This window comes from Caulobacter sp. FW305-C-30-S16, from assembly GCF_058783025.1.
Genome location: NZ_JBYSYH010000003.1, coordinates 69,279 through 92,450, shown reverse-complemented (window position 1 = coordinate 92,450; position 23,172 = coordinate 69,279). Strand labels below are relative to the sequence as shown.

Genomic DNA, 23,172 nt, shown 5'->3' with positions numbered 1-23,172 from the left:
GGGCGTCGGAACAAGTCCGACGATGACGCTCTGTTGTGATATCTCCGCCTCATGGCCAAGCCTCCCCCGCCCAAACCGCCGAAGACCCAGCGCCCGCCGCCGGGGCTGCCGGACCGTGACACCCTGATCAAATACCTGCGCACCGCCGGCGAACAGGACAAGGGCGACATCGCCCGGGCCTTCGGGCTCAAGGGCGAAGGTCGACGCGCCCTGCGCGACATGCTGCGCAAGCTGGAAGACGAGGGCGCGCTGGGCAAGCGCGGCCGCAAGGGCTTCGCCGAGGCCGGCGCCCTGCCCCCGGTGGGCGTCGCCGATGTGGTCGAGCGCGATCCGGACGGCGATCTCTACGTACGCCTGGTCAAGGCCGGCGAGGACGCGCCGCTGGCCCGGCTGGCCCCCGCCCGCGGCGAGGCCGTGATCGGCGCGCCGGGCATGGGCGACCGGGTGCTGGTCCACTTCGACCGGCTTGAGACCGGCGAGTACGAAGCCCGGCTGATCAAGAAGCTGGGCCAGAGCGCGCACCGCATCCTCGGCGTCATTCGCAAGTCGAACCGCGAGGTCCGCGTAGAACCGGTGGACCGCAAGTCGAAGGAGAGCCTGGTGCTGTCCTTCGCCGACGGCGAAAAGCTGAAGGACGGGGACCTGGTGCTGGCCACGGTCGGCGCGCAGCAGCAACGCTACGGCCCCAAGCACGGAAAGCTGGTCGAGCGCGTCGGTCGCGAGGATGAGCCCCGCGCCGCTTCCCTGATCGCGATCCACAGCCACGGCATCCCGACCGGGTTCAGCCCCGAGGCCGAAGCCGAGGCCGAGGCTGCTCAGCCGCCGACGCTGCAGGGTCGCGAGGACCTGCGCGATCTGCCGTTCATCACCATCGATCCCGCCGACGCCCGCGACCACGACGACGCGGTCTTCGCCCATCCCGATCCCGAGGCGAAGAACGCCGGCGGCTGGATCGTCTGGGTGGCCATCGCCGATGTCGCCGCCTACGTGCGGCCCGGAACGGCGCTCGATATCGTCGCCCGCGACAAGTCCAACAGCGTTTACTTCCCGGACCGGGTCGAGGCGATGCTGCCGGAGGTGCTGAGCAACGGCCTCTGCAGTCTGCGCGAGGGCGAGAACCGCGCGACCATGGCTGTGCGGATGGTGTTCAACAAGGACGGGCGCAAGGTCAGCCACCGCTTCGTGCGCGGCCTGATGCGCTCGGCGGCCAAGCTCTCCTACGAGCAGGCCCAGATGGCCATCGACGGCAACCCGGACGACAAGACCGGGACCATCGTCGAGGGCATCCTGCGCCCGCTGTGGGCGGCCTATCACTGCATGCTCAAGGGCCGCCTCTCGCGTTCGCCGCTGGGCATCGAGAGCGATGAACGCCGGATTATCATCTCGGCCGAGGGCGAAGTCGCCTCGATCACCAAGCGCGCGTCGCTCGAGGCGCACCGGCTGATCGAGGAGATGATGGTCCAGGCGAACGTCTGCGCCGCCGAGACCCTGGAGCAGAAGAAGACGCCGCTGATCTACCGGATCCACGACACGCCATCGCCGGAGAAGATGATGGCGCTGACCGACTTCCTGGCGACGCTGGAGATCCCCTGGGCCAAGGGCGAGGCGCCGCGCACGGACAGGTTCAACAAGCTGCTGGTCGAGACCCGCGAGGGCCCGCACGCCGACATCGTCAATGAGGTGGTCCTGCGCACCCAAATGCAGGCCCAGTACAATCCGGACAACATCGGCCACTTCGGCCTGAACCTGCAGCGCTACGCCCACTTCACCAGCCCGATCCGGCGCTATGCCGACCTGGTGGTGCACCGCGGGCTGATCCGGGCGCTGGGCCTGGGGACCGACGGTCTGACCGACCAGGACGTCAAGCAGATGAAGGACACCGCCGAGCGGATCACCTTCGCCGAACGGCGCGCCATGGCCGCTGAACGAGACGCGACGGACCGCTATGTGGCCGCCTTCCTGGCGGACCAGGTCGGCAGCGACTTCCACGGCCGGATCACCGGCGTGACCCGGTTCGGCCTGTTCATCCGGCTGACCGACACCGGTGCGGACGGCCTGATCCCGGTCTCCTCGCTGGGTGACGAGTTCTTCGTCCACGACGACCGCACCCATGCGCTGGTCGGTGAGCGGACGGGTGCGCGCTGGCCGCTGGGCATGCCGGTGGAGGTCCGCCTGCGCGAGGCGACGCCGGTCACCGGTGGCCTGCTGTTCTCGATGCTCAGCGAGCCGATGCCGGCCGATCCTAACGCGCCCCGCCTGCGCCTCGGCATCCGTCGAAAGATGGACCCGGGCAGAGGCGGCCCCAAGCGCGGCGGAACGCCGAAGGGCGTGCGGAAGGGCAAGCGGCGATGATCCGCGACCTTGACCACATCAACATCGCAACGCCGCTGCTGACGCAGACGCGCGACTTCTGGCGCGATGTCATGGGGCTGACCGAGCGCTGGCGGCCGGACTTTCCGTTCGACGGGCACTGGCTCTACGCCGGCGACAAGCCGGTGGTGCATCTGATGGGCCGACCGGCGCAGGGCGTCGGCTCGGACCAGGCGACGCTGAACCATGTGGCGTTCGCCATTCCCGATCTTGAGGCCGCGAAGGCGCGGCTGACGGGGCTCGGCGTGGAGTTCCGCGAGATCGGCGTGCCGGGCGCGCCGATCCGCCAGCTGTTCCTGCAGGACCCCAACGGGATCACCATCGAGCTGAACTACCTGGGGGCGGAAACCGCGAAGGCGCGGTCAGCCTAGCCCTCAGCGAGCTCCTTCGCCTTCACCGTGAACCCGACCAGCTCCGCGCGGCCGAAGGTGTTGGCGATGGCGACGTCGGTGGCGTCGCGGCCGCGTGCGATGAGGATGCGGCCGATGCGGGGTTGATTGTTGCGGGCGTCGAAGGTGTACCAGCGATCGCCCAGCCAGACTTCCATCCAGGCGGCGAAGTCCATCACCCCTACCGGCGGCACGCCGATATCCGGCAGATATCCGGTGCAGTAGCGCGCCGGAATGTTCATGCAGCGGCAGAAGGCGATGGCCAGGTGGGCGTAATCGCGGCAGACGCCCCGCCCCTCCTCCCAGGCGTCCCAGGCGCCCTTGGTGACGCGCGCGTGCTCGTAGCCGAAGGCGATGTGGTTGTGGACGTAGTCGACGATCGCCTGCACGCGCGCCCAGCCGAGTGGCGTCGACCCGAACAGCTCCCAGGCGATGTCGCTCAGGCGGTCGGTCTCGCAGTAGCGGCTGCCCAGCAGATACATCAGCACCTCGTCCGGCAGGTTGTGCGCGGCGATCTGGATGGCGTCCGGCGCATGGTCGTCGACCAGGCCTGTGTCGCGGATGATGAAGTCCGCCGACAGCGTGGACCGGCCCGCCGGGGCCAGCACGCGACTGCAGATGTTGCCGAAGCCGTCGATGTACTGGCGGACGTCGGCCATCGGATCGGTCCGCAACCAGTCGGGGGTTTCCAGATCGTCGCGCCGCGAGGGATGCACGCTCAGCATCAGCATCATCGGGACGGGTTCGGGGCAGTCGTAGATGACCTCAAACCCGGTATGGATGCGCATGACGGCTGAAATCCCTGATTAACTGGCCATGCCAACGGTCCACGGCGGTGAAAGTTGCGCGGTCGGGTCGAACTCCGGACGGACCTCGACCTCGACATCCATCCCGAGATAGTCGCCGGGACTTCCGGCCCAGGTTCCGTGCAACGGCGTCGCCTGGCGCGGATCGCGGGCGATCGCCACCCGCACCAGATCCGCATTGCCGACGATGCCGTTGGTCGGATCAAACTCGACCCAGCCACAGGCGGGCAGATAGACCCGGACCCAGGCATGGGTGTGACCGCCCCCGACCCGACCCGGCAAGGTCGGCCCGATATGGGGACTGTAGATATAGCCCGAGACGAAGCGCGCCGCGAGCCCCAGGCTGCGCACGGCCTCGATCATCAGCACGGCGAAATCCCGGCAGCTCCCCGTGCCCAGGGTCAGGGTCTCGACCGGCGACTGCGCGCCGCCCTCGAGGCGGGTGTTGTAGCGAAAGTCGGCGTAGATCGCCTGGGTCATCTCGCTGAGCAGGGTCTGCAGCTTGGTCTTGCCCGACGGATGCACGAACCGCTGCGCCCAGGCGTCCACCAGCCCGTCCGGATCGGGGTGCAGCCGCTCCATCGACGACAGCAGGTCGGGCAGGTCCTCTGGGCTGTAGGCGAACGGCATCGCCCCCGTATAGACCTCGATCTCGCCGTCCATGTCGGCGAAGGCCGGCAGAGGCGTGTGCTCGAGGCGAACGAAGCTCTCGAACACCAGCTCCGACGCGCGCCCGTTGAAGTCGACGACGCCGACACAGTTGCCGAACACGTCCTGCAGGAAGCGTTGGCGGGCCGGAACAGGGCTGATCGTCAGGTCACAGGCCAGCAATCGCTGATCGTAGCTCTCGCGCGGCCGGAACATCATACGATGCTCGCCGAGTGCTACGGGATTGCGGTATCGGTACCGGGTCAGATGACGGATCGAGAGGATCGGCATTGTCCGAGGGTTGCGCCGATTCAACGCCCGCGTCGAACCCGTTATGGGGGCGCGACGATCCGCCCCCGGTCGATGTGACGAATCCGGGCGGACTTTCGCCGTTTGTGTTGCTGGGCGACCATGCCGGACGGGCGATCCCGGCCGCGCTCGGCGATCTGGGCGTGCCGCCGGCGGCCATGGACCTGCATATCGCCTGGGACATCGGCGTCAGCAGGGTCGGCGCCCGGTTGTCGCCGCTGCTCGACGCCCCGTTCGTGCAGCAGCGCTACTCCCGGCTGGTGATCGACTGCAACCGCAAGCCGGACGCTCCGGACCTGGCGCCGGCGGTCAGCGACGGGATCGCGATCCCCGGCAACGCCGGCCTTTCAACGGCGGATCTCGTCGCGCGCAAGACGGCGATCTACGCCCCCTACCAGGCGGCGATCGCCGCGCTACTGGATGAGCGGTCGGCCAGGGGCCAGAAGACGCTGCTGGTCTCGCTGCACAGCTTCACGCCGGTGATGCAGGGGTTCGTCCGGCCGTGGCGCTACGGCGTGCTGCATCGGGGCGACTCGCCCCTGTCAGACCGCGTCCTCGCGCTGCTGCGGGCAGAACTGGGCGATGCGGCGGGCGACAACGAGCCCTACGCCATGGACGGACGGGACAACACCATCCCGCTGCACGCAGACGCGCGCGGTCTGGACTACCTTGAACTGGAAATCCGCCAGGACCTGATTGCGGAGGCGGCGGGGCAGGCGGAAGCGGCGGCGTTCGTCGCACGGCTGCTGGGGCAGGCGCTGGGCTGAACGGTGGGGACATGTACTTCAGTACGTGTCCCCGAACCCCTCCCCGAAACAGGGGACACGTACTGAAGTGCATGTCTCCGCGGCTATGCTAGCCTCCCGGACCGGAGGCCCGTCATGAAGAAGACCGTTCTCGCCCTTGCCCTGACCGCGACGCTGGCCCTGCCGGCGCTGGCCAACGACTCGACGGCCGAGTTGGCCGCCGGCGGGCTGGTGCTGACGAAGACCGAGGCCATCGAGATGCGGTCCGAGGACCTGTTCATCTCCGCCGAGGCCGTCCAGGTCCGCTACGTGTTCGTCAATACCTCCGGCGCGCCCGTGACCACGCGCGTGGCCTTCCCGATGCCGGACATCGGCGGCGAGTATTTCTTCGAGTCGGACACCGCGATCCCGGATCGCGAGGATCCGGCCAACATTCTGGACTTCCGCACGACGGTCGACGGCAGGCCGGTCGCCATGACGGTGGAGCAGCGGGCGATCGCAAACGGCGTGGACCAGACCGCCTGGCTCAAGGCTCACGGCATTCCCCTCGCGCTTCATCTCGACGGGGTCGGCGCCCGGCTCGACGCCCTGCCCCGCGCCGCCCAGGAAGAGGCCATGCGGCTGGGCCTCGTCACGCCGGAGGAGTTCGACCAGGGCAAGGGCTGGGAGAAACACCTGACCCCCGCCTGGATACTCAAAACAACCTTCCACTGGGAACAGACCTTCCCGGCCGGAACAGAGGTGGTGGTCGAGCACCGCTATCGCCCCGCCGTCGGCGGCAGCGTCGACACCATGGTCGGGTCTGCGGACTGGTCGACGGACGACTACGCGCGCGAGATGCGGCAACGGTACTGCATCGACGACAGCTTCGTCGCCGGTGTCCGGGCAGGCGCGCGTGGCGCGGCGCCCATGGGCTACACCGAACGGCGCATCGCCTATGTGCTCAAGACGGGGGCGAACTGGGCGAAGCCGATCGGCGACTTCCGCTTGGTGATCGACAAGGGCGACGTCCGCAATCTGGTCAGCTTCTGCGCCAGCGGCGTGAAGAAGATCAGCCCCACCCGGTTCGAGGTGCGCAAGACCAACTGGCGCCCGGAACAGGACCTCTACATCCTGTTGCTCCGGCCGCACGGCCTGCCCGACGAATGAGGGGGTGACGCCGGGTCACGCTTTCGCTTCGCGCGGAGCGTCTTATCCTGACGCCATGACCGGACCTGTTCTCGACCCCAACTACGATCCCCGCAGCGACGGCGCCATGCGCGACGCCGGCCAGAAGTCGGTGAAGCCGCGCCATGCCGCCACCCTGATCATCGTCCGCCGCGACGCGAAGAAGCCGCGCCTGCTCATGGGCCGACGCAATCGCGGCCACGCCTTCATGCCCGACAAATGGGTGTTTCCGGGCGGACGGATCGACCGCGGCGATTTCACCGCGCCCTCGGCCACGGAGCTGTCGCCCGAGGTCGAGACCAAGCTGGCCATGACCGCCCGTCACGCCAGCCCGCAGTTGCCGCGCGCCCTCGCGCTGGCCGCCATCCGCGAAACGTTCGAGGAAGCCGGGCTGCTTCTGGCGAAGGCCGCCCCGCCCCGTCCCGGAACCGGCGGCTGGCGCGAGTTCCTCGAGGCCGGCGCCCTGCCCGACCTGGCGGCGCTGGACTACGTCGCCCGCGCCATCACGCCGCCCTACCGGCCGCGCCGGTTCGACGCGCGCTTCTTCATGGCCGAGGCGGACGCCCTGCTCAGCCTGGAGCGGCGTCCGGACTGTGGCGAGCTGGACGAGATCGAATGGGTCGACCTGGACGAGGCCCTGGCGCTCGACCTTCCCAACATCACGCGGTTCGTCGTGGCCGAGATCGCCGAGCGGCTGGCGACCGGCGCCCGTCCGATCCCGTTCATGCGGTTCATCAACGGCGCGCGCCGCCTGGAGCACCTGTGACGCCCCCCGCACCTCCCCGGCCGGTACGGCCCCGCCACGCCGCCAGCCTGATCCTCCTGCGCCGCAGCGCGGGCGGCCTGACCGTGCTGATGGGCCAGCGCCCCGCCAAGTCGCGCTTCGCCCCGGACGTGTTCGTCTTTCCCGGCGGACGGGTCGACGCGGCCGACTATGACCGGCCGGTCGCCAGCGGCCTGTCGCCGGACTGCGTGCGGCGCACCGGAGCCGACGCGCGGCTCGCCGCGGCCCTGGCCAGCGCGGCCCTGCGCGAAACCGAGGAAGAGACCGGGCTGATCCTGCCGCAGGATCACGGCCCCCTGACCCTGGCCGCGCGGGCGATCACCCCGACCAACAGCCCGGTGCGCTTCCACGCCCGGTTCTTCGCGGTGGACGCCGATCTGGCCGGCGGCGAGGCCGCGGACAGCCATGAACTGGCCAATCTGGCCTGGCGTTCGCTCGACGATTCCCTGCGGCTGCCGCTATTCGACATCACCGAGGCGGTGCTTCGCACGCTACAGGTCGAGGGCGCGCCGTTCCTGATGACCTATCGCGCCGGAACCACGCGGGTGCGCCCCCTGGACTAGGGCAGTGGCCGCGTCAGATCGAACTCGACGCGGAAATGCCGGTTCGGCCGCCGCAGCTCGTAGGCGAACATCCGGCCCGGATGCACCTCAACGGCCCAGACATTGCTCACCGACGCCGGATTGCCCTTGCCCAGGAACAGGGTGCGGCTGAAGGCGTCGGCCGGAAAGTCCTGGCGGGCGGCCGTGCCGGCCGTGCCGGTGTCGCCGCCGTACTGCGACAGGGTGTCCTCGGTCCCGTCGCTGTGGCGGTGATCATGCTTCAGCCGAAGCCCGGCATCGGTGCGGGTGATCACCCAGGTGCGGGAGCGGTCCTCGCCCACGCTGAAGGGAATGCGCACCTCGTCCGGCGTGCAGGTCTGAACCCGCATCACCAGCGGCTTGCCGGCAAAGTCCGCGTCGAGCGGATCGGTGCTAGTTACGCGGCCGGCGAAGCTCTGGCCGCAGAGCGCCTGGAGCCGTGCGAAGAAGGCGTCCGGCGGCGACTGCGCGGGCGTTGAGGCGCAGGCTGAAAGGAACAGGGCGGCCAGAATGGCGAGAGGTCTGAAGGTCATGCCCCCAGGCTAGACGGCGGGGGCGTTGACTTCCAGTCGCACCTGAGTATGTTCCGCGCCTCTCAGTTTCGGCCCTCGCGGCTACCCAAGGATTCCCACGATGGCCAAACCGGCTTCAATCAAGATCCGCCTGAACTCCTCGGCGGACACCGGCTTCTTCTACGTCGCCAAGAAGAACGCCCGCACCATGACCGAAAAGCTCGTGCTGAAGAAGTACGACCCGGTCATCCGCAAGCATGTCGAATTCAAGGAAGGCAAGATCAAATAGATCTTCCAGTCCTTTGTATGCGTTGAAGAAAGCCCGGCCCTAGCGCCGGGCTTTCGGCTTTTCAGGCCGGGTGCCGAGCATCGGCTGACGCGCGCTGGGCAGGCTGACCACCAGGCCGATCAGCGACAGCAGGAAGGTGACGACCGTCAGGAACTGGGCCACGCTCGGGAGGGCGCTCCACTCCTCGGGTTTGGAATGGAGACCGGCGGACACCTCGAACATCGCGCCCCACATGACCGCGACGGACAGACCGAAGGCCCCGGTGACGAGCCGCCCCCTCAGGCTGCTCTGGTCGCGATAGGCGTAGATCGCAGCGGAAAGAATGAGCAGTCCGGCGGACAGATCATCAAGCCAGAACGGCGGAGAAGCCCAGCCGTGCCAGTTCCGCAGCACCAGCGCCAAAATGATCAACGGCCCCAGCCCACAGGCCATGGGGATCGATAGCTTCCGCCAAACCATGTGTGTCGCCTCCCCGACACAACTAGGCATAGCAGACGGTTTCCAACCTACCAGCGAGCAGCTGGCTCATTTTGGGAATTGAAACGATAATTTCTGTGGAAATCACGCGGCGCGGGAGATCACACGGTTCCGACCGGCGGCCTTGGCCTCGTAAACCGCCTCGTCGGCCCGCTTCAGCAACAGGTCCGGGGTGTCCGATTCGCCAAGGGTCGTGGCGACACCGACCGAGATCGTCACCGTCAGCAACTCTCGCCCGCCAGCCACCCGGAACGGCGATCCCGCGACGTGCAGACGGATTCTCTCCGCCACCCGCTGCGCATCATCGAGACGCGCGCCCGGCATGATCACCGTGAACTCCTCCCCGCCGTAGCGGCACGGCAGATCAATCGCCCGGACGTTGGACGCCAGGCGCACGGCGAACTCGCGCAGCACTTCATCGCCGATATCGTGGCCGAAGTTGTCGTTGATCTTCTTGAAGTGGTCGATGTCGATCATCAGCGCCGAAACCGGATCGCCGCCATGGGTCGCCCGCTTCACGAGCGCGCCGAGCTGGCCTTCCATGTAGCGTCGATTGTGCAGCCCGGTGAGCTGGTCGGTGACCGCCAGTTCCAGCGAATGATCGAGATTGTCGCGCAGGAAGTCGGTGTAGCGCTTGCGGCGGATCTGGGTTCGCGCGCGTGCGGCCATCTCCTGCGGGTCGAGCGGCTTTGTCAGCAGGTCGTTGACGCCGATCTCCAGCGCCTTGACCAGACGGTGGCGCTCGTCCGGATCGACGATGGCGAGGATCGGGAGATGCCGGGTCGCCTCGTCCGACCGGATCGTCGCAGCGAAGCGCAGGCCGTCGAACGCGCGCGCGGTGGCGTTGACGATGATCAGGTCGACCGGGCCGCGCGCGGTCAGATGCGCCTTCTCCGGATCCGTCTCCATCACCGGGCGATGCTCGATGGCCAGTTCCGTCATCAGGCGCTGGGCCTGGCGTTCATTGTCGTCGACGACCAGCACCCGGCCGCCGGTTCCGCCCAGCCGGGCGGCTGCCCCGGCGATCACGCCGATGCGGCGGCCTGAGGCCTCGCGAGCCCGCAGTTCGTCCATCACCTGCTTCAGCCGCGTCAGGCTCCGCACACGGGCGAACAGCATCACGTCGTCAATCGGCTTGGTCAGGAATTCGTCGGCGCCGGCCTCCAGCCCCTCGATGCGGTCCGAACGGCCGTCAAGCGCCGTGACCAGCACGACGGGGATGTGGCGCGTGGCGGGATCGTCCTTCAGCCGACGGCAGACAGCAAAGCCGTCCATGCCCGGCATCATCACGTCGAGCAGAATGATGTCCGGACTTTCCGCCGCCGCGATGGCCAGCGCCGTGGGCCCGTCCTGGGCGGTCAGGACGTCATAATACTCGGCGGCCAGCTTGGCCTCGAGCAGCTTTACGTTGGCCTCGATGTCGTCGACGACCAGGATCCGCGCGCTCATCGTACCGCCCCCTAGCCCAGAAACCGCCGGATGGTGTCGAGGAAGTGCGACACCGAGATCGGCTTGGAAATATAGGCCTCGCAGCCGCCCTCACGGATGCGCTCCTCATCCCCCTTCATGGCGAAGGCGGTGACGGCGACAACCGGGATGTGGCTCAGCTCATCGTCTTCCTTCAGCCACTTGGTGACCTCCAGACCCGAGATTTCGGGTAGCTGGATGTCCATCAGGATGAGGTCCGGGCGATGCACCCGCGCGAGACCGAGCGCCTGCAAACCCTCGCGGGTCTGCAACGTCTCGTAGCCCTGAGAATCGAGCAGGTCGTGGAAGAGCTTCATATTGAGCTCGTTATCCTCGACGATGAGGACCTTCTTGGTCATTCCGGACCCGTAATCCCAGCCGTTTCGACCTGGCGGACGAACAAGAGACTCGCCGCTGTCGTGTTCCAGCCAGTAATCGGGGAATATCCTTAAACCCGAGCTAACCCCCCGCACTAACCACGAGATCGCCTTGCAGCCCGTCGCCCTTGAAGATCTGGATATCCGGCCCGCCGCGCCGCTGCTCATCGTCGATGTCGACGAGGTGCTGGCCCACTTCATGGCGGGGTTCGAGCGCTATGCGGCGCGGCATGGGGTCGAGATGCGGATCGACCGTTTCGCCTTGTTCCAGAACATGTACAGGCCGGGCGAGGCTGAGCCGATCGACTTCGAAACAGGCAAGCGCCTGTTCGACGACTTCTTCCGTCACGGAGCTGACGACCTCGACCCGGTGGACGGCGCCGCCGACGCCCTGGCGACATTGTCGCAACGCGCAGGCGTGGTAATTTTGACCAATGCGCCGGCCCATGCGCTCGAATCACGCACCGGCTGGCTGTCGAGGCACGGCTTCGACTACCCGATGATTCTCCATTCCGGCCTCAAGGGCCCGACAATCGCCGGCATGGCCGCCCGCACGTCCGGACCCGCGGCCTTCATCGACGACCTGCTGCCGAACCTGGAATCGTCCTTCGAGTCCGCCCCGGCTGTCGCCACATTCCAGATCATCGCCGATCACCGACTGCGGCCGTTGGCCCCGACCATCCCTGACCGGCACGATCTGCACGAGGACTGGGTGACGCTCGGCCCGGCGCTCGGAGCGGCGATCGCGTGATCCGGATCGGCGTCGACATCGGGGGGACCAAGATCGAGGCGGCGGCGCTCGACGCGACCGGAGCCTTCGTGGCGCGGGTGCGCCGGCCCAACCCGGGCGACTACGACGCCTTCGTCGGCGTGGTCCGCGATCTTGTCGGTGAAGCGGAGGCCCAGGCCGGCGTCAGCGGCGCGAGCGTCGGCATCGGCATGCCCGGCTCGATCTCGACGAAGACCGGGCTCATGCGCAACGCCAACTCGGTCTGGATGAACAGCCGGCCGATGCGCGAGGACCTGACGCGGGCGCTGGGACGCCCCGTCCGCATGGAAAACGACGCCAACTGCTTCGCCCTGTCCGAGGCGACCGACGGTGCGGGCGCCGGCGCGGGCGTCGTCTTCGGCGCGATCCTCGGCACCGGCTGCGGCGGCGGGGTGGTCGTGAACGGTCGCACGATCAACGGCCGCAACGGCGTAGGCGGCGAATGGGGCCACAGCCCCCTGCCCTGGCCTTCGCCGGAGGAGTTCCAGGCCCACCGCTGCTGGTGCGGCCGCGTGGACTGCCTGGAGACCTGGACGTCAGGCTCGGCGTTCGTCGAGGACTACCAGCGGGCCACCGGCCTGATCCGTGACGGCGCGACGATCGTGGCGGCGGCGCGCGAGGGCGAGGCGGCGGCCGAGGGCGCGCTCGACCGCTATATCGCCAGGCTCGGTCGGGCGCTGGCTTCCATGTGCAACCTGCTCGACCCGGACGTCATCGTGTTCGGCGGCGGGATGTCGAACGTCGACGAGCTCTATGAGCGGGTCCCGCCGGTGGTGGCCCACTACATCTTCTCGGACAGCTTCGAGACGCCGATCCGGAAGGCCGTGCACGGGGACTCGTCCGGCGTGCGCGGGGCAGCCTGGCTTTGGCCTCTGGAGGACTGATGCTCCCCGCCCGCGGGGAGCTGTCACGCGGAGCGTGACTGAGGGGCTGCGCCGGCTTCAGCGGCAATAGCCTGAACGCCGGGCGGCCAGCAGTGGTCGTCGGGACTATCCGGCCTGAGCTGCGCCGCCCCTCCACCATGCTCCGCATGGTCCCCCTCCCCGCTACGCGGAGAGGATCAGAGCCGTCCCCACCCCGGCGGCGGCGCCACCGGCTCGCGGCTTTGCGGGATCAGGTCGCGCATCCGCCTGGTGAAGCTCTTCAGCGCCACCTCGTTCACGCTCAGCGGGCCCATGCTGTAGCTCGATGACGCCATGCCCGCCTGGACGCGCTCGATCAGGGCCTTGTCCTCGATGTTGACCTGGCGGTTCACGCGCCAGTTCAGGTAGCGGGTCGCGCGCATCTCGCGGCGGTCGTCAGGCAGAACATAGGCGATCTCGCGCAGCATCGTGCGGGTCGGTGAAACCGGCAGGAACTGCATGAAGTCGATCTGGTCGGGATAGATGTCGAAGGCGCAGTTGGGCCAGAGCTTGAAGTAGGTCCACAGGCGTCGCCGCTCCGGCGGCAGGTGCTCGACCACCGGCAGCAGAGCCTGGTAGCGCCGCTCCGACCAGTTGTCGGACGGCGTATCGCGCAGCGCGCCCCACATCTTGTCGCACCACGCCGACGCCTCAAGGCCGTAGCCCGCGCCGAACAGGCGGGTCAGGCCGGGGTGAGCCACCGTGATGTGCAGGCTGTCGGAGTAGTTGTCCGAGACGTTCTTCCAGTTCACCTCGCGCTCGCGCAGCGTGACGCGGCCGAGCGGCTGGAGCTCCTCCATCCGGTAGGGCTCCATCTCGGCGTAGTAGCCGCCGAGCATCTCGCGCACCGACGGCAGGCCGCCCTCGAGGCGGATGAAGACGAAGCCGAGGCAGATCTCGATATCGACCGGAACGAGGTTGTGCGACGCCTGGTCGAAGCCCTCGAAGGCCTTCACATGCGGCACGCCCGCCAGCCGACCCTTCAGGTCGTAGCTCCAGGCATGGTAGGGGCAGGTCATCCGCATCCCGCAGTTTCCCGCAGGCCCGTCGACCACGCGGGAGGCGCGATGACGGCAGACGTTGTGGAAGGCGCGGACCTTCTGGTCGTCGCCACGGACCACCACGATGCTCTCGCCGAGGAACTCCAGTGTGTGGAAGTCGCCGGGCTGCGGAATGTCCGACAGGTGGCAGACGATCTGCCAGCTCTGGCGGAAGACCGCCCGCTTCTCGGCCTCGAAAAAGTCCGGGTCGTGATAGATCCACCCCGGAAGACCGACGCTGTCGTCCGCCGCCTCTGGCCTGATTTGCGATGACCGGATCGCGCCCATGATGTCCCTCATCCCCGACCGGCCCTAGACACTCCGCCGGCTCCCGAAGGTCAAGACATCCTGACGCGGGACGGCGGCGACCGGTGTATGCTGCCCGGCATGAAGGCTCTCTGCCGCGACTGCTTCTGGACCGGGAACGGCGAACCGCGCCGCTGTCCGTCCTGCGGCTCGCCGCGGATGCTGGCGCACGAGGAGCTGGCGACCCTGTCCATGGCGCACATGGACTGCGACGCCTTCTACGCATCGGTGGAAAAACGGGACCGGCCGGAACTGCGCGACGTGCCCCTGATCGTCGGCGGCGGGGTTCGCGGCGTCGTCACCACCTGCTGCTACATCGCCCGCATGAGCGGGGTGCGCTCGGCCATGCCGATGTTCAAGGCGCGCGCGCTCTGCCCGCAGGCGGTGATCCTGCCGCCGGAGTTCGCCAAGTACCGCGCCGAGAGCAAGCGCATCTTCGCCAAGGCGCGGGACCTGACCCCGCTGGTGCAGCCGCTATCTCTGGACGAAGCCTGGATCGACCTGTCCGGCACCGAGCGGCTGCACGGCGCTCCGCCGGCGATGATGCTGGCCCGGCTGCAGGCGGAGATCGAGGCCGAGATCGGCCTGACCGTCTCCATCGGCCTGGCGGCCAACAAGTTCATGGCCAAGATCGCGTCGGAGATCGACAAGCCAAGAGGCTTTTCGGTCATCGGCGGCGCGGAATCACAGACCTTCCTGGCCCCCCGTCCGGTCCGGATCCTGCCGGGCGTGGGTCCCGTGCTGGCCGCCTCGCTGGAGAAGGCCGGCTATCGGACCGTCGGCGACATCGCCGCCGCCGACCTGCGTGACCTCGCCGACCGGTTCGGACAGCACGGCCTGCATTTGCACAAGCTTGCGCACGGCCAGGACAGCCGGGCCGTCAATCCGGAGCAATCCCGCAAGACGATCAGCGCCGAGACGACCTTCAACAACGATCTGGACCAGATCTCCGACCTTGAGGATCGCCTCTGGCCGCTGTGCGAAAAGGTCGCCCGTCAACTGCGGGCCGAAGGGATCGCGGGCCGGGTCGCGGGCCTGAAGCTGCGCACGCCGGACTTCAGGATCATCACCCGGCGTCGCACCCTGCCCGTCCCGACCCAGACGGCCCGGACACTGTTCAACGTCGTGCGCGAACTGCTGGCGGCGGAGCCGCCGGGCCGGTCGTACCGGCTGATCGGCGCCGGCCTGTCCGACTTCATCGAGGCGGCCGCGGCGGAGGGCGACTTCTTCGCCGAGGCCGAGAAGCGCAGCCTGAAGAGCGAGACAGCGGTCGACGCGCTGCGCGCCCGCTTCGGCAAGGGCGCCGTCGTGACCGGCCGGTCTCTGGGCCGTCAGGAGCGCGACTGACTCGCTCCCGAGACGCCGACTCACCTCCGATCACGCCGCCACGCCGCCTCACCTGGCGGCCGCCGGGCATCGCCGAATCCGGACGATCCGGCGTTTTTCCTTCGCGCCGCAGGGGAAAGCTGATCACGACCGCGCCAAACCGACGCGCATCGCCTCGCCAGCCCTTCCAAAGCGCGGTTCTTTCCATATCTAATCGGGAGGAGGCGAGCCGTTCCCCGGCTCTCCCTGGATGGACGACGAATGGCGGAGAAGAAATCAGGCGCTGGATCGAACGGAACGGGATCGGCCGTCGTCACGCAGACGAAGCCGAAAACCGCCAAGCCGTCGCTCTATCGCGTGCTTATTCTCAACGACGATTACACTCCGATGGAGTTCGTCGTTTACGTGCTTGAGCGCTTTTTCAACAAATCGCGCGAGGATGCGACCCGCATCATGCTTCACGTGCACCAGAACGGCGTCGGCGTCTGTGGCGTCTATACCTACGAAGTGGCCGAAACCAAGGTGGCCCAGGTAATCGACTCCGCCCGCCGGCATCAGCATCCGCTGCAGTGCACCATGGAAAAGGATTGAGGAGCCAAAGCTTGCCCTCGTTTTCGCGCAACCTCGAAGAGACCCTCCACCGCGCCGTGGCTTACGCCAACCAGCGAAAGCACGAGTATGCGACCCTGGAGCATCTGCTCCTGTCCCTCACCGACGACGAGGACGCCGCCGGGGTGATGGGCGCCTGCGACGTTGATCTCGCGGCGCTGAAGAAGACCCTGACCAACTATCTCGACACCGAATTGCGCAGCCTGATCGTCGAGGACGGCGAGGACGCCAAGCCGACCGCCGGCTTCCAGCGCGTGATCCAGCGCGCCGTGATCCACGTGCAGTCCTCGGGCCGCGACGAGGTCACAGGCGCCAATGTGCTGGTCGCCGTCTTCTCCGAACGCGAAAGCCATGCCGCCTACTTCCTGCAGGAGCAGGACATGACGCGGTACGACGCGGTCAACTTCATCGCGCACGGCATCGCCAAGAAGGCCGGCGCCTCCGAGCCGAAGCAGGCCAAGGGTGCGAACACCAGCGAGGTGGACGAGGAAAAGGCGTCGGTGAAGACCGGCGGCGAAGCGCTCGAAGCCTACTGCGTCGACCTCAACGAGAAGGCGCGCCAGGGCAAGGTCGATCCGCTGATCGGCCGCCACGCCGAGGTGGAGCGCTGCATCCAGATCCTCTGCCGCCGTACGAAGAACAACCCGCTGCTGGTCGGCGATCCGGGCGTCGGCAAGACCGCCATCGCCGAGGGTCTGGCGCGCAAGATCGTCACCCATCAGGTGCCTGAGGTTCTGGAAGGCGCGACCATCTTCTCGCTCGACATGGGCGCGCTGCTGGCAGGCACCCGCTATCGCGGCGACTTCGAAGAGCGGATCAAGCAGGTCATCAAGGAACTCGAGACCCACCCCAACGCCATTCTGTTCATCGACGAGATCCACACCGTGATCGGCGCCGGCGCGACCAGCGGCGGTGCGATGGACGCCTCGAACCTGCTCAAGCCGGCCCTGGCTTCGGGCACGCTGCGCTGCATGGGGTCCACGACCTACAAGGAATTCCGCCAGCATTTCGAGAAGGACCGCGCCCTCGTGCGACGGTTCCAGAAGATCGACGTCAACGAGCCGACGATCGAGGACACTCTGAAAATCCTCAAGGGACTCAAGGTCTACTACGAGGAATTTCACAAGCTGAAGTACACCAACGACGCCCTGAAGGTCGCGGTGGACCTGTCGGCCAAGTACATCAACGACCGCAAGCTGCCGGACAAGGCGATCGACGTGATCGACGAGGCGGGTGCCGGCCAGATGTTGCTGCCCGAGGGCAAGCGCAAGAAGGTCATCGGCGTGAAGGAGATCGAGGCCGTCGTCGCCAAGATCGCCCGCATCCCGCCGAAGTCGGTCAGCAAGACCGACACCGAGGCGCTCAAGGAACTCGAGAACGACCTGCAACGCACGGTGTTCGGCCAGCCCGAAGCCATCGTGCAACTGTCCAGCGCCATGAAGATGGCCCGCGCCGGCCTGCGCGACCCGCAGAAGCCGATCGGCTGCTACCTGTTCAGCGGCCCGACCGGCGTCGGCAAGACCGAAGCCGCGCGCCAGCTGGCCTCGACGCTCGGCATCGAACTGCTGCGGTTCGACATGAGTGAGTACATGGAGCGCCACACGGTCAGCCGCCTGATCGGCGCGCCCCCGGGCTATGTCGGCTACGATCAGGGCGGTCAGCTGACCGACGCCGTCGACCAGCACCCGCACGCCGTCGTCCTGCTCGACGAGATCGAGAAGGCGCACGCCGACGTCTACAACATCCTCCTGCAGGTCATGGACCACGGTCAGCTGACCGACTCCAACGGCAAGAAGGTCGACTTCCGCAACGTGGTCCTGATCATGACCACCAACGCCGGCGCCGCCGACGCCCAGCGCCAGACCATCGGCTTTGGCCGCGGCAAGGCGGACGGCGAGTCAGAAGAGGCGATCAAGCGCATCTTCACGCCGGAATTCCGCAACCGTCTGGACGCCGTGGTGGCGTTCAAGCCGCTGACCCAGGAGATCATCCGTCAGGTCGTGCAGAAGTTCGTGCTGCAGTTGGAGGCCCAGCTGGCGGACCGCAACGTCACCATCGAGACCAGCGACGAGGCCGCCGACTGGCTGGCCAAGAACGGCTTCGACGAGCTCTACGGCGCCCGCCCCCTTGGACGGGTGATCCAGGAGCACATCAAGAAGCCGCTGGCCGACGACATCCTGTTCGGAAAGCTGGCCAAGGGCGGCCACGTCAAGGTCGTGCTCAAGGACGGCAAGATCGCCTTCGAGTTCGCCGTCGACGAAAAGGGCCGTCAGCCCGGCGCGCCCGAGATCGAGGAACCCGCCCTCGCGGAGTAGACAACACCGTCACTGAACGTTAAGGTTGCTTTATGTCGCCCCACACGTTCGACACCCTCAGCGCGTCCAGGCGACTCCGCGAAGCGGGGATGCCGGAAGGCGTGGCTGAAGCGGTGGTGACTGTGTTCCAGCACGCGAAGGCTTCTGTGGACTTCGATCAGTTGGTGACGAAGAGCGACATCGCCGAGATGGCGACGAAGGCCGACATCGCCGAGATGGCAACGAAGGGCGATATCGCCAACATGGCCACAAAGGCGGACATCGCCGATATGGCGACGAAGGCGGATATCGCCGATATGGCCACAAGGGCTGATATCGCGGACATGGCGACGAAAGCCGACATTGCCGCGATCCGCGACGAGATGGTGACCAGGTCTGACCTGCACATCCTTCGCGCGGACATCAGCGAGAAATTCCGACAGCATACCCTGGCCATGCTTGGCGGGATGGCGGCGCTGCTCGGATTATTCACGCTGGTCGGCAAACTCGTCGCCTGATCTCGCTTGCGCTGACCGCCCTCACCCGCCGATGCTCGCGGGATGAACTCCGCGATCCTTCCCTGGCAGGTCTGGGCGCTCCTCGCGGCGGCTTTCGCGGCGCTGACGGCGATCTTCGGCAAGGTCGGGGTCGAGGCGGTCAATTCGGACTTCGCGACCCTGATCCGCACGGCGGTCATCCTCGCGATTACGGCGGGCATCGTGGCGGCCACCGGCGCCTGGCAGCCTCTCGCCTCTGTTTCGGGCAAGAGCTGGATCTTCCTTGCCCTGTCCGGCGTGGCCACCGGCGCATCGTGGATTTGCTACTACCGCGCCCTGAAGCTCGGGCCGGCGGCGCGGGTCGCGCCGATCGACAAACTGAGCATCGTGCTCGTCGCCGTCTTCGCGGTCCTGTTCCTGGGCGAGCGTCTGACGGCCAGGAACTGGCTGGGGGTGGTGCTGGTCGCGGCCGGTGCCCTGCTCGTCGCTGCAAAACGCTGATCCCGGGAGGATCCCATGAAATACCGCAAGCTGGGCGCCAGCGATCTGATGGTCTCCGAAATCTCGCTGGGGTCGTGGCTGACCTACGGCGTAGGCGTCGAGCGCGACAATGCGATCGCCTGCGTGAACCGCGCCTTCGACCTGGGGATCACCTTCATCGACACGGCCAACGTCTATGGTCGCGGCGCGGCGGAAGAGGTGCTGGGCGAGGCGCTCGCGGGGCGCCCGCGCGACAGCTACGTCCTGGCCACCAAGCTGATGGGGCCGATGAGCGACACCGACAAGGGCCTGTCCCGGGCGCAGGTGTTCAAGCAGATCGACGCCTCGCTGGCCCGCCTGCGCACCGACTATGTCGATCTCTATCAGTGCCATCGCTACGACCCCGACACCCCGCTTGAAGAGACGATGCAGGCGCTGACCGAGATCGTTCAGGCCGGCAAGGTCCGCTACATCGGCTTCTCGGAATGGTCGCCCGACCAGATCGAGGCGGCCTTCGCCCTGCCCGGCGTCGAGCGTTTCGTGTCCAGCCAGCCGCAGTATTCGCTGCTCTGGCGCCGGCCCGAGGCGAAGGTCATCCCGGTCTGCAAGGCGCACGATGTCTCGCAGATCGTCTGGTCGCCGCTGGCCCAGGGGGTGCTGTCCGGCAAGTACCTGCCGGGTCAGCCGCTGCCCGACGATTCCCGCGCCGCCAGCGACAGCATGAGCAGCGCCATCCAGCGGTGGATGGAGCCGGGCACGCTGGAGCGGGTGCAGAAGCTGAAGCCGATTGTCGCCGCAGCCGGCTGCAGCATGGCCCAGTTCGCCCTGGCCTGGGTGCTGCGCGAGCCGAATGTCGCTTCGGCCATCGTCGGCGCCAGCCGGCCGGGCCAGCTTGACGACAACGCCGCCGCCGTGGACCTGACGATCGACCCGGCGCTGTTCGCCCAGGCGGAGGCCGTTCTGGCCAGCTAGGTCGGATCGGGCGCCGGGACCGGTCCAGGCTCGGTCGCCGGCTGCGGCGTCGGCTCGGGAACGGGCGCCGGCTCCGGGACCGGGACGGCCTCCGGCGGGGCCGCCGCTGCGCGGCGGGCCAGGTAGCCGTCAACGATCCCCTTCACCTCCGGCGCGTCGGCCTTCGGCAGCGGCTCGGCCTTGCAGGCATAGCCGGCCGCCTTGGCGAACGGCGATCCGGGTACGAGGTCGCGCCAGCCATAGCGGGGGTCGCTGCGCTCGATCGGCGCCATGGTCGCGGTAAAGGTGCTGGACCCGCCGACCTTGTAGCGTCCCTGGCAGTCAAACAGGATGGTCGAGCTGACGACCTGGGTAGTGCCCGGACCATTCACGGGCTGGGAAAAGGCGATGAAGAAGACCGTTTCGCGATGGCCGTCGGAGTCGGTCTTCACCGACGCCTCGATGAGGCTGATCGCCCGCTCGTCCTCGTTCATCACGCGGTAGTCGACGGCCAGCGCGACCGCCGGCGTCAGCAATGCGGCGGCAATGCCGAGGCCTGCATATCGAAGGGGCATCGAGCGAACTCCTGAGCCGACCCGCGGCTAGACCGGCGTGCCGAGGGAAGGCCCGGCCAGATAGGCGTCGACCAGCGTCTTCAGGTCCTGCGTCGCCGGCCGCTGCAGATCAATGCCGCGACAGGCGAAATCGGCCGAAGGCGTGAACGGCGAATTGCGATTGGCTGAAGACCACCCCTCTCCGCCTTTTTCGTGGCCGATTTTCTTGAGGGACGGGTCGAAGATGTCGAGCTCCTCGATCCGGTAGCGCGATGCGGAACAGTCGAGAACGACCCAGGCGACCATGACGACCGCCTCGTCGCCGGGCGCCGGCGGCAACACCGCGGTGAGCTTCACCCGCCGGTTTCCGCCGACCGTCGTAATACTGTCCGCGTCGATGAGCCCAAGGCCCTTCTCGTTCTCCGCCGCGATTCGGTAGTCCAGCGCCAGCGCCGGCGAGGCCGAGAGGGCGAGGAACAGCGCGATGGCGGAAACGAGGGTGCGCATGTCAGCTCTCCAGTCTGGCGGCGATCTGGTCGGCAAGGTCCTTCAGCTCGGCGGGATCCGCCATTCCCCCCTCCCCGTGCCGGCCCAGCGGCACGCCATCCCAGCGCGGAATGATGTGGAAGTGAAGGTGGAAGATGGTCTGCCCGGCCGGGGCGCCGTTGAACTGGGTCACCACGATCCCGTCAGGCGTCAGCGCGGCGCGGACCGCGCGGGCAGTCTTCTGCACCGCCCCGATCAGCCGGCCGATGGTCTTGGGCTCGGCTTCCAGCAGATTGCGGGCTTTCGACGTCTTCGAGATCACCAGCACATGCCCGCGCGCCTGGGGAAAGACGTCCATGAAGGCGAGGACCTGATCGTCCTCCCAGACCTTCACACAGGGCACCTCCCCGCGAATGATCTTCGCGAAGATGTTGCCGTCGTCGTACGCGCCGTCGAGGCTCATTGAAGCACTCCCTTGAAGGGGTATTGTCCTATCAAAGGCAGCGGGGAGCGCAATGACATGGGCGCGGGCGGCGACGGCGAGACCCTGTCGGAACGGCAGAAGAAGTGGTTCGCGTCGGTTGAAGCCAGCCTCGAGCGCGACACCGGCAAGCGCATCGCCGAATGGGTCGCCATTGCCAGAACCTGTCCCGAGACCCGGCCCGGCAAGCGGGTCGAGTGGTTGCGCGAGCACTACGGCCTTGGGGTCAACCGCATCGCCCACATCCTGTCGGTGGCCTTCCCGTCCGAGGGCGGCTGGGACGACGCCGACGCCCTGCGCGCGGCCCTGTGGAAGGATCCGGCGTCCAAGGGGATCTTCGAGGCGGTCGAGGCTGCGGTGGCCGGCTTCCCGGGCCTGGTCACCGGCCAGCGAAAGGGCTTCTCGGCCTGGTCGCGAAACTTCCAGTTCGCCGCCGTGCGTCCTCTGAAGGGCGGCAAGGCGCGGGTGGGCCTCTGCGTGACGCCAGACGCCGATCCGCGTCTGGTCACGCCGAAGAACGAAGGCTGGTCGGAGCGGCTCAAGGCGGCGCTGACGCTGGAGGGGCCGCAAGACGTGGATGCAGCGCTGAAAGGCTTGCTGCAAAAGGCCTGGGATGCGTCCTGATGGTCGCGGCCAGTGACCCGATGCAGTTGAACCCCGGGCATGAAGAGCGGGACGCCGACTACCGGCGACCTTCAGACACGGACGGACAGGAATGAGCGACAGGATCGTGCGAGACGACGGGCGAAAGTCCCGAAAGCGGCTTAGGCCAGGCGTCGCGGCTCTGGCCGGGGTTGCGATTGTCGCGGTGGCGTCCCCGTCCCTGACGAGCCATTCGCGAGCCATCGCAGCGCCGATTCTCGCTTCAGCCGCGGCCCCCGCGCCCCCGGAGGCCGCTGCGGATCCCGTCAGGCTGACCCGGGACGAGGCTTTCAGCATCGTCTATCCAACCGGAAAGGCGCTTGCGACGGTCGACGGTGAGGCAATCAACGTACTCTTCTCGCCGATTGCCCTGCTCCGGCTGGATGGTTCGACCCTGGTTCTGGTCAGCGGGGGACAAAACCTCGATCAGAATTGCCACGGCTGCACCGGGTTCTTCAGCATCGCCTACCTCCGATCGCACCCGGGCTGGACCGTTGAAGGGTCGCCGTATGTGGGCATGGGTCAAACGGGAGGATGGGGAACGCCGCCCCGGATTGCGATCATCCGGTCCCTGAGCCCGGAGCCCATGGTCCTTGTTCGCAGCGGCCAGTCCGGCCAGGGGAGCACGGAGGCCTGGGGGCAACTGGTGCGCCTCGGCCCGACCATCGACGACGTATCCGTCGCCCTCGATCACTTTGACCTCAGCTACGACAATGACGGGGGCGCGGCGGACTGCTCGATCGAAGGCAAGATCATCCCCGGCAAGCCAGGCCGCGCCTTCAGGATCCGGTACAGGGGAACATACCGCGGAGAGGTGATCTACACTTCGTCGGGCGGGTCCTACACGCCTGTCGGCGGCCCTCCGCGCGACCTCTGGAAGCGATGTCCCGGCATGGAAGACGAGGAATAGGTC

27 protein-coding genes are annotated in these 23,172 nt (G+C 67.5%); 17 read left to right on the top strand and 10 right to left on the bottom strand.

What is annotated here, in order from left to right; translation table 11 throughout:
* The first annotated feature begins 51 nt into the window (after positions 1 to 51).
* Both rnr and AC3WJT_RS12485 read left to right on the top strand, forming a co-directional pair.
* On the top strand, positions 52 to 2,352 hold the full coding sequence (rnr, locus tag AC3WJT_RS12490; RefSeq protein WP_492343451.1) for a ribonuclease R: 2,301 nt from the start codon (positions 52 to 54) through the stop codon (positions 2,350 to 2,352).
* Positions 2,349 to 2,741 (top strand): VOC family protein, encoded by a 393-nt coding sequence (locus tag AC3WJT_RS12485; protein ID WP_492343450.1) that lies wholly within the window; start codon positions 2,349 to 2,351, stop codon positions 2,739 to 2,741. The genes rnr and AC3WJT_RS12485 overlap by 4 nt, the downstream gene beginning before the upstream one ends.
* On the opposite strand, the gene AC3WJT_RS12480 is transcribed toward AC3WJT_RS12485, so the two are convergent.
* Together AC3WJT_RS12480 and AC3WJT_RS12475 are read right to left on the bottom strand one after the other, a co-directional pair.
* Positions 2,738 to 3,547, bottom strand: a complete 810-nt coding sequence (locus tag AC3WJT_RS12480; protein ID WP_492343449.1) for a transglutaminase-like domain-containing protein — start codon at positions 3,545 to 3,547, stop codon at positions 2,738 to 2,740. The genes AC3WJT_RS12485 and AC3WJT_RS12480 overlap by 4 nt on opposite strands.
* An 18-nt stretch (positions 3,548 to 3,565) precedes the next feature.
* Positions 3,566 to 4,504, bottom strand: a complete 939-nt coding sequence (locus AC3WJT_RS12475; protein WP_492343448.1) for a transglutaminase family protein — start codon at positions 4,502 to 4,504, stop codon at positions 3,566 to 3,568.
* A 74-nt stretch (positions 4,505 to 4,578) separates the two neighbouring features.
* Between AC3WJT_RS12475 and AC3WJT_RS12470 the strand changes: the two genes are divergently transcribed.
* The 4 genes from AC3WJT_RS12470 to AC3WJT_RS12455 all read left to right on the top strand — a co-directional run bounded on the left by AC3WJT_RS12470 (position 4,579) and on the right by AC3WJT_RS12455 (position 7,782).
* Entirely contained in the window at positions 4,579 to 5,289 is a 711-nt protein-coding gene (locus AC3WJT_RS12470; RefSeq protein ID WP_492343447.1) for an N-formylglutamate amidohydrolase, read from the top strand.
* Positions 5,290 to 5,403: 114 nt separating this feature from the next.
* Positions 5,404 to 6,417 (top strand): DUF4424 domain-containing protein, encoded by a 1,014-nt coding sequence (locus AC3WJT_RS12465; RefSeq protein WP_492343446.1) that lies wholly within the window; start codon positions 5,404 to 5,406, stop codon positions 6,415 to 6,417.
* Positions 6,418 to 6,472: 55 nt separating this feature from the next.
* Positions 6,473 to 7,201: an NUDIX hydrolase gene (locus AC3WJT_RS12460; RefSeq protein WP_492343445.1), complete on the top strand. Its 729-nt coding sequence runs from the start codon at positions 6,473 to 6,475 to the stop codon at positions 7,199 to 7,201.
* Entirely contained in the window at positions 7,198 to 7,782 is a 585-nt protein-coding gene (locus tag AC3WJT_RS12455; protein WP_492343444.1) for an NUDIX hydrolase, read from the top strand. The genes AC3WJT_RS12460 and AC3WJT_RS12455 overlap by 4 nt, the downstream gene beginning before the upstream one ends.
* Here AC3WJT_RS12455 and AC3WJT_RS12450 read toward each other — a convergent pair.
* Entirely contained in the window at positions 7,779 to 8,333 is a 555-nt protein-coding gene (locus AC3WJT_RS12450) for a hypothetical protein (RefSeq protein ID WP_492343443.1), read from the bottom strand. The genes AC3WJT_RS12455 and AC3WJT_RS12450 overlap by 4 nt on opposite strands.
* Before the next feature lie 100 nt (positions 8,334 to 8,433).
* On the opposite strand from AC3WJT_RS12450, the gene rpmG reads away from it, so the two are divergent.
* The gene (rpmG, locus tag AC3WJT_RS12445; protein ID WP_492343442.1) at positions 8,434 to 8,601 is read left to right on the top strand and encodes a 50S ribosomal protein L33; all 168 of its coding nucleotides are present in this window, start codon (positions 8,434 to 8,436) and stop codon (positions 8,599 to 8,601) included.
* Between the two features lie 39 nt (positions 8,602 to 8,640).
* On the opposite strand, the gene AC3WJT_RS12440 is transcribed toward rpmG, so the two are convergent.
* From AC3WJT_RS12440 to AC3WJT_RS12430, 3 genes are all read right to left on the bottom strand, one after another.
* The gene (locus tag AC3WJT_RS12440) at positions 8,641 to 9,060 is read right to left on the bottom strand and encodes a hypothetical protein (RefSeq protein WP_492343441.1); all 420 of its coding nucleotides are present in this window, start codon (positions 9,058 to 9,060) and stop codon (positions 8,641 to 8,643) included.
* A gap of 102 nt (positions 9,061 to 9,162) precedes the next feature.
* Entirely contained in the window at positions 9,163 to 10,527 is a 1,365-nt protein-coding gene (locus tag AC3WJT_RS12435) for a PleD family two-component system response regulator (protein ID WP_492343440.1), read from the bottom strand.
* A gap of 11 nt (positions 10,528 to 10,538) precedes the next feature.
* Positions 10,539 to 10,904, bottom strand: coding sequence for a response regulator (locus AC3WJT_RS12430; protein ID WP_492343439.1), 366 nt, complete (start codon positions 10,902 to 10,904; stop codon positions 10,539 to 10,541).
* A gap of 130 nt (positions 10,905 to 11,034) precedes the next feature.
* Here AC3WJT_RS12430 and AC3WJT_RS12425 point away from each other — a divergent pair, with 130 nt between their 5' ends.
* On the top strand, positions 11,035 to 11,673 hold the full coding sequence (locus tag AC3WJT_RS12425; protein WP_492343438.1) for a 5' nucleotidase, NT5C type: 639 nt from the start codon (positions 11,035 to 11,037) through the stop codon (positions 11,671 to 11,673).
* The gene (locus tag AC3WJT_RS12420; protein WP_492343437.1) at positions 11,670 to 12,575 is read left to right on the top strand and encodes an ROK family protein; all 906 of its coding nucleotides are present in this window, start codon (positions 11,670 to 11,672) and stop codon (positions 12,573 to 12,575) included. Before AC3WJT_RS12425 ends, AC3WJT_RS12420 begins: the two co-directional genes overlap by 4 nt.
* 176 nt (positions 12,576 to 12,751) lie before the next feature.
* Here AC3WJT_RS12420 and AC3WJT_RS12415 read toward each other — a convergent pair whose 3' ends face one another.
* Positions 12,752 to 13,921, bottom strand: coding sequence for an aromatic ring-hydroxylating oxygenase subunit alpha (locus tag AC3WJT_RS12415; protein WP_492343436.1), 1,170 nt, complete (start codon positions 13,919 to 13,921; stop codon positions 12,752 to 12,754).
* Positions 13,922 to 14,020: 99 nt separating this feature from the next.
* On the opposite strand from AC3WJT_RS12415, the gene AC3WJT_RS12410 reads away from it, so the two are divergent.
* The 6 genes from AC3WJT_RS12410 to AC3WJT_RS12385 all read left to right on the top strand — a co-directional run bounded on the left by AC3WJT_RS12410 (position 14,021) and on the right by AC3WJT_RS12385 (position 20,117).
* The gene (locus AC3WJT_RS12410) at positions 14,021 to 15,286 is read left to right on the top strand and encodes a DNA polymerase IV (RefSeq protein ID WP_492343844.1); all 1,266 of its coding nucleotides are present in this window, start codon (positions 14,021 to 14,023) and stop codon (positions 15,284 to 15,286) included.
* A 240-nt stretch (positions 15,287 to 15,526) separates the two neighbouring features.
* Positions 15,527 to 15,856 (top strand): ATP-dependent Clp protease adapter ClpS, encoded by a 330-nt coding sequence (gene clpS / locus AC3WJT_RS12405; RefSeq protein ID WP_492343435.1) that lies wholly within the window; start codon positions 15,527 to 15,529, stop codon positions 15,854 to 15,856.
* An 11-nt stretch (positions 15,857 to 15,867) separates the two neighbouring features.
* Positions 15,868 to 18,189 (top strand): ATP-dependent Clp protease ATP-binding subunit ClpA, encoded by a 2,322-nt coding sequence (clpA, locus tag AC3WJT_RS12400; RefSeq protein ID WP_492343434.1) that lies wholly within the window; start codon positions 15,868 to 15,870, stop codon positions 18,187 to 18,189.
* Between the two features lie 89 nt (positions 18,190 to 18,278).
* Positions 18,279 to 18,686, top strand: coding sequence for a hypothetical protein (locus AC3WJT_RS12395; protein WP_492343433.1), 408 nt, complete (start codon positions 18,279 to 18,281; stop codon positions 18,684 to 18,686).
* Between the two features lie 42 nt (positions 18,687 to 18,728).
* A complete protein-coding gene (locus AC3WJT_RS12390; protein ID WP_492343432.1) occupies positions 18,729 to 19,166 on the top strand; it encodes an EamA family transporter in 438 nt (145 codons plus the stop codon).
* Between the two features lie 15 nt (positions 19,167 to 19,181).
* Positions 19,182 to 20,117 (top strand): aldo/keto reductase family protein, encoded by a 936-nt coding sequence (locus tag AC3WJT_RS12385; RefSeq protein WP_492343431.1) that lies wholly within the window; start codon positions 19,182 to 19,184, stop codon positions 20,115 to 20,117.
* Here the strand turns inward: AC3WJT_RS12385 and AC3WJT_RS12380 are convergent.
* From AC3WJT_RS12380 to AC3WJT_RS12370, 3 genes are read right to left on the bottom strand one after another with little or no spacing between them, the layout of a single operon-like run.
* On the bottom strand, positions 20,114 to 20,671 hold the full coding sequence (locus AC3WJT_RS12380; RefSeq protein WP_492343430.1) for a hypothetical protein: 558 nt from the start codon (positions 20,669 to 20,671) through the stop codon (positions 20,114 to 20,116). The two genes, AC3WJT_RS12385 and AC3WJT_RS12380, sit on opposite strands and share 4 nt — an antisense overlap.
* A 27-nt stretch (positions 20,672 to 20,698) precedes the next feature.
* Positions 20,699 to 21,157, bottom strand: coding sequence for a hypothetical protein (locus tag AC3WJT_RS12375; RefSeq protein ID WP_492343429.1), 459 nt, complete (start codon positions 21,155 to 21,157; stop codon positions 20,699 to 20,701).
* 1 nt (position 21,158) lies between these two features.
* Positions 21,159 to 21,599, bottom strand: a complete 441-nt coding sequence (locus AC3WJT_RS12370) for an HIT family protein (RefSeq protein WP_492343428.1) — start codon at positions 21,597 to 21,599, stop codon at positions 21,159 to 21,161.
* A gap of 57 nt (positions 21,600 to 21,656) precedes the next feature.
* Between AC3WJT_RS12370 and AC3WJT_RS12365 the strand changes: the two genes are divergently transcribed.
* Both AC3WJT_RS12365 and AC3WJT_RS12360 read left to right on the top strand, forming a co-directional pair.
* Entirely contained in the window at positions 21,657 to 22,241 is a 585-nt protein-coding gene (locus AC3WJT_RS12365) for a DUF4287 domain-containing protein (RefSeq protein ID WP_492343427.1), read from the top strand.
* 91 nt (positions 22,242 to 22,332) lie between these two features.
* The gene (locus AC3WJT_RS12360) at positions 22,333 to 23,169 is read left to right on the top strand and encodes a hypothetical protein (RefSeq protein WP_492343426.1); all 837 of its coding nucleotides are present in this window, start codon (positions 22,333 to 22,335) and stop codon (positions 23,167 to 23,169) included.
* The last annotated feature ends 3 nt before the right edge of the window (positions 23,170 to 23,172 follow it).

Bases quoted from the DNA above. Each gene is read 5' to 3' on its own strand.
- rnr (WP_492343451.1), top strand. From the start codon at position 52: ATGGCCAAGCCTCCCCCGCCCAAACCGCCGAAGACCCAGCGCCCGCCG.
- AC3WJT_RS12485 (WP_492343450.1), top strand. From the start codon at position 2,349: ATGATCCGCGACCTTGACCACATCAACATCGCAACGCCGCTGCTGACG.
- AC3WJT_RS12480 (WP_492343449.1), bottom strand. From the start codon at position 3,547: ATGCGCATCCATACCGGGTTTGAGGTCATCTACGACTGCCCCGAACCC.
- AC3WJT_RS12475 (WP_492343448.1), bottom strand. From the start codon at position 4,504: ATGCCGATCCTCTCGATCCGTCATCTGACCCGGTACCGATACCGCAAT.
- AC3WJT_RS12465 (WP_492343446.1), top strand. From the start codon at position 5,404: ATGAAGAAGACCGTTCTCGCCCTTGCCCTGACCGCGACGCTGGCCCTG.
- AC3WJT_RS12460 (WP_492343445.1), top strand. From the start codon at position 6,473: ATGACCGGACCTGTTCTCGACCCCAACTACGATCCCCGCAGCGACGGC.
- AC3WJT_RS12450 (WP_492343443.1), bottom strand. From the start codon at position 8,333: ATGACCTTCAGACCTCTCGCCATTCTGGCCGCCCTGTTCCTTTCAGCC.
- rpmG (WP_492343442.1), top strand. From the start codon at position 8,434: ATGGCCAAACCGGCTTCAATCAAGATCCGCCTGAACTCCTCGGCGGAC.
- AC3WJT_RS12440 (WP_492343441.1), bottom strand. From the start codon at position 9,060: ATGGTTTGGCGGAAGCTATCGATCCCCATGGCCTGTGGGCTGGGGCCG.
- AC3WJT_RS12435 (WP_492343440.1), bottom strand. From the start codon at position 10,527: ATGAGCGCGCGGATCCTGGTCGTCGACGACATCGAGGCCAACGTAAAG.
- AC3WJT_RS12430 (WP_492343439.1), bottom strand. From the start codon at position 10,904: ATGACCAAGAAGGTCCTCATCGTCGAGGATAACGAGCTCAATATGAAG.
- AC3WJT_RS12415 (WP_492343436.1), bottom strand. From the start codon at position 13,921: ATGGGCGCGATCCGGTCATCGCAAATCAGGCCAGAGGCGGCGGACGAC.
- AC3WJT_RS12410 (WP_492343844.1), top strand. From the start codon at position 14,021: ATGAAGGCTCTCTGCCGCGACTGCTTCTGGACCGGGAACGGCGAACCG.
- clpS (WP_492343435.1), top strand. From the start codon at position 15,527: ATGGCGGAGAAGAAATCAGGCGCTGGATCGAACGGAACGGGATCGGCC.
- AC3WJT_RS12395 (WP_492343433.1), top strand. From the start codon at position 18,279: ATGCCGGAAGGCGTGGCTGAAGCGGTGGTGACTGTGTTCCAGCACGCG.
- AC3WJT_RS12390 (WP_492343432.1), top strand. From the start codon at position 18,729: ATGAACTCCGCGATCCTTCCCTGGCAGGTCTGGGCGCTCCTCGCGGCG.
- AC3WJT_RS12385 (WP_492343431.1), top strand. From the start codon at position 19,182: ATGAAATACCGCAAGCTGGGCGCCAGCGATCTGATGGTCTCCGAAATC.
- AC3WJT_RS12380 (WP_492343430.1), bottom strand. From the start codon at position 20,671: ATGCCCCTTCGATATGCAGGCCTCGGCATTGCCGCCGCATTGCTGACG.
- AC3WJT_RS12375 (WP_492343429.1), bottom strand. From the start codon at position 21,157: ATGCGCACCCTCGTTTCCGCCATCGCGCTGTTCCTCGCCCTCTCGGCC.
- AC3WJT_RS12370 (WP_492343428.1), bottom strand. From the start codon at position 21,599: ATGAGCCTCGACGGCGCGTACGACGACGGCAACATCTTCGCGAAGATC.
- AC3WJT_RS12365 (WP_492343427.1), top strand. From the start codon at position 21,657: ATGGGCGCGGGCGGCGACGGCGAGACCCTGTCGGAACGGCAGAAGAAG.
- AC3WJT_RS12360 (WP_492343426.1), top strand. From the start codon at position 22,333: ATGAGCGACAGGATCGTGCGAGACGACGGGCGAAAGTCCCGAAAGCGG.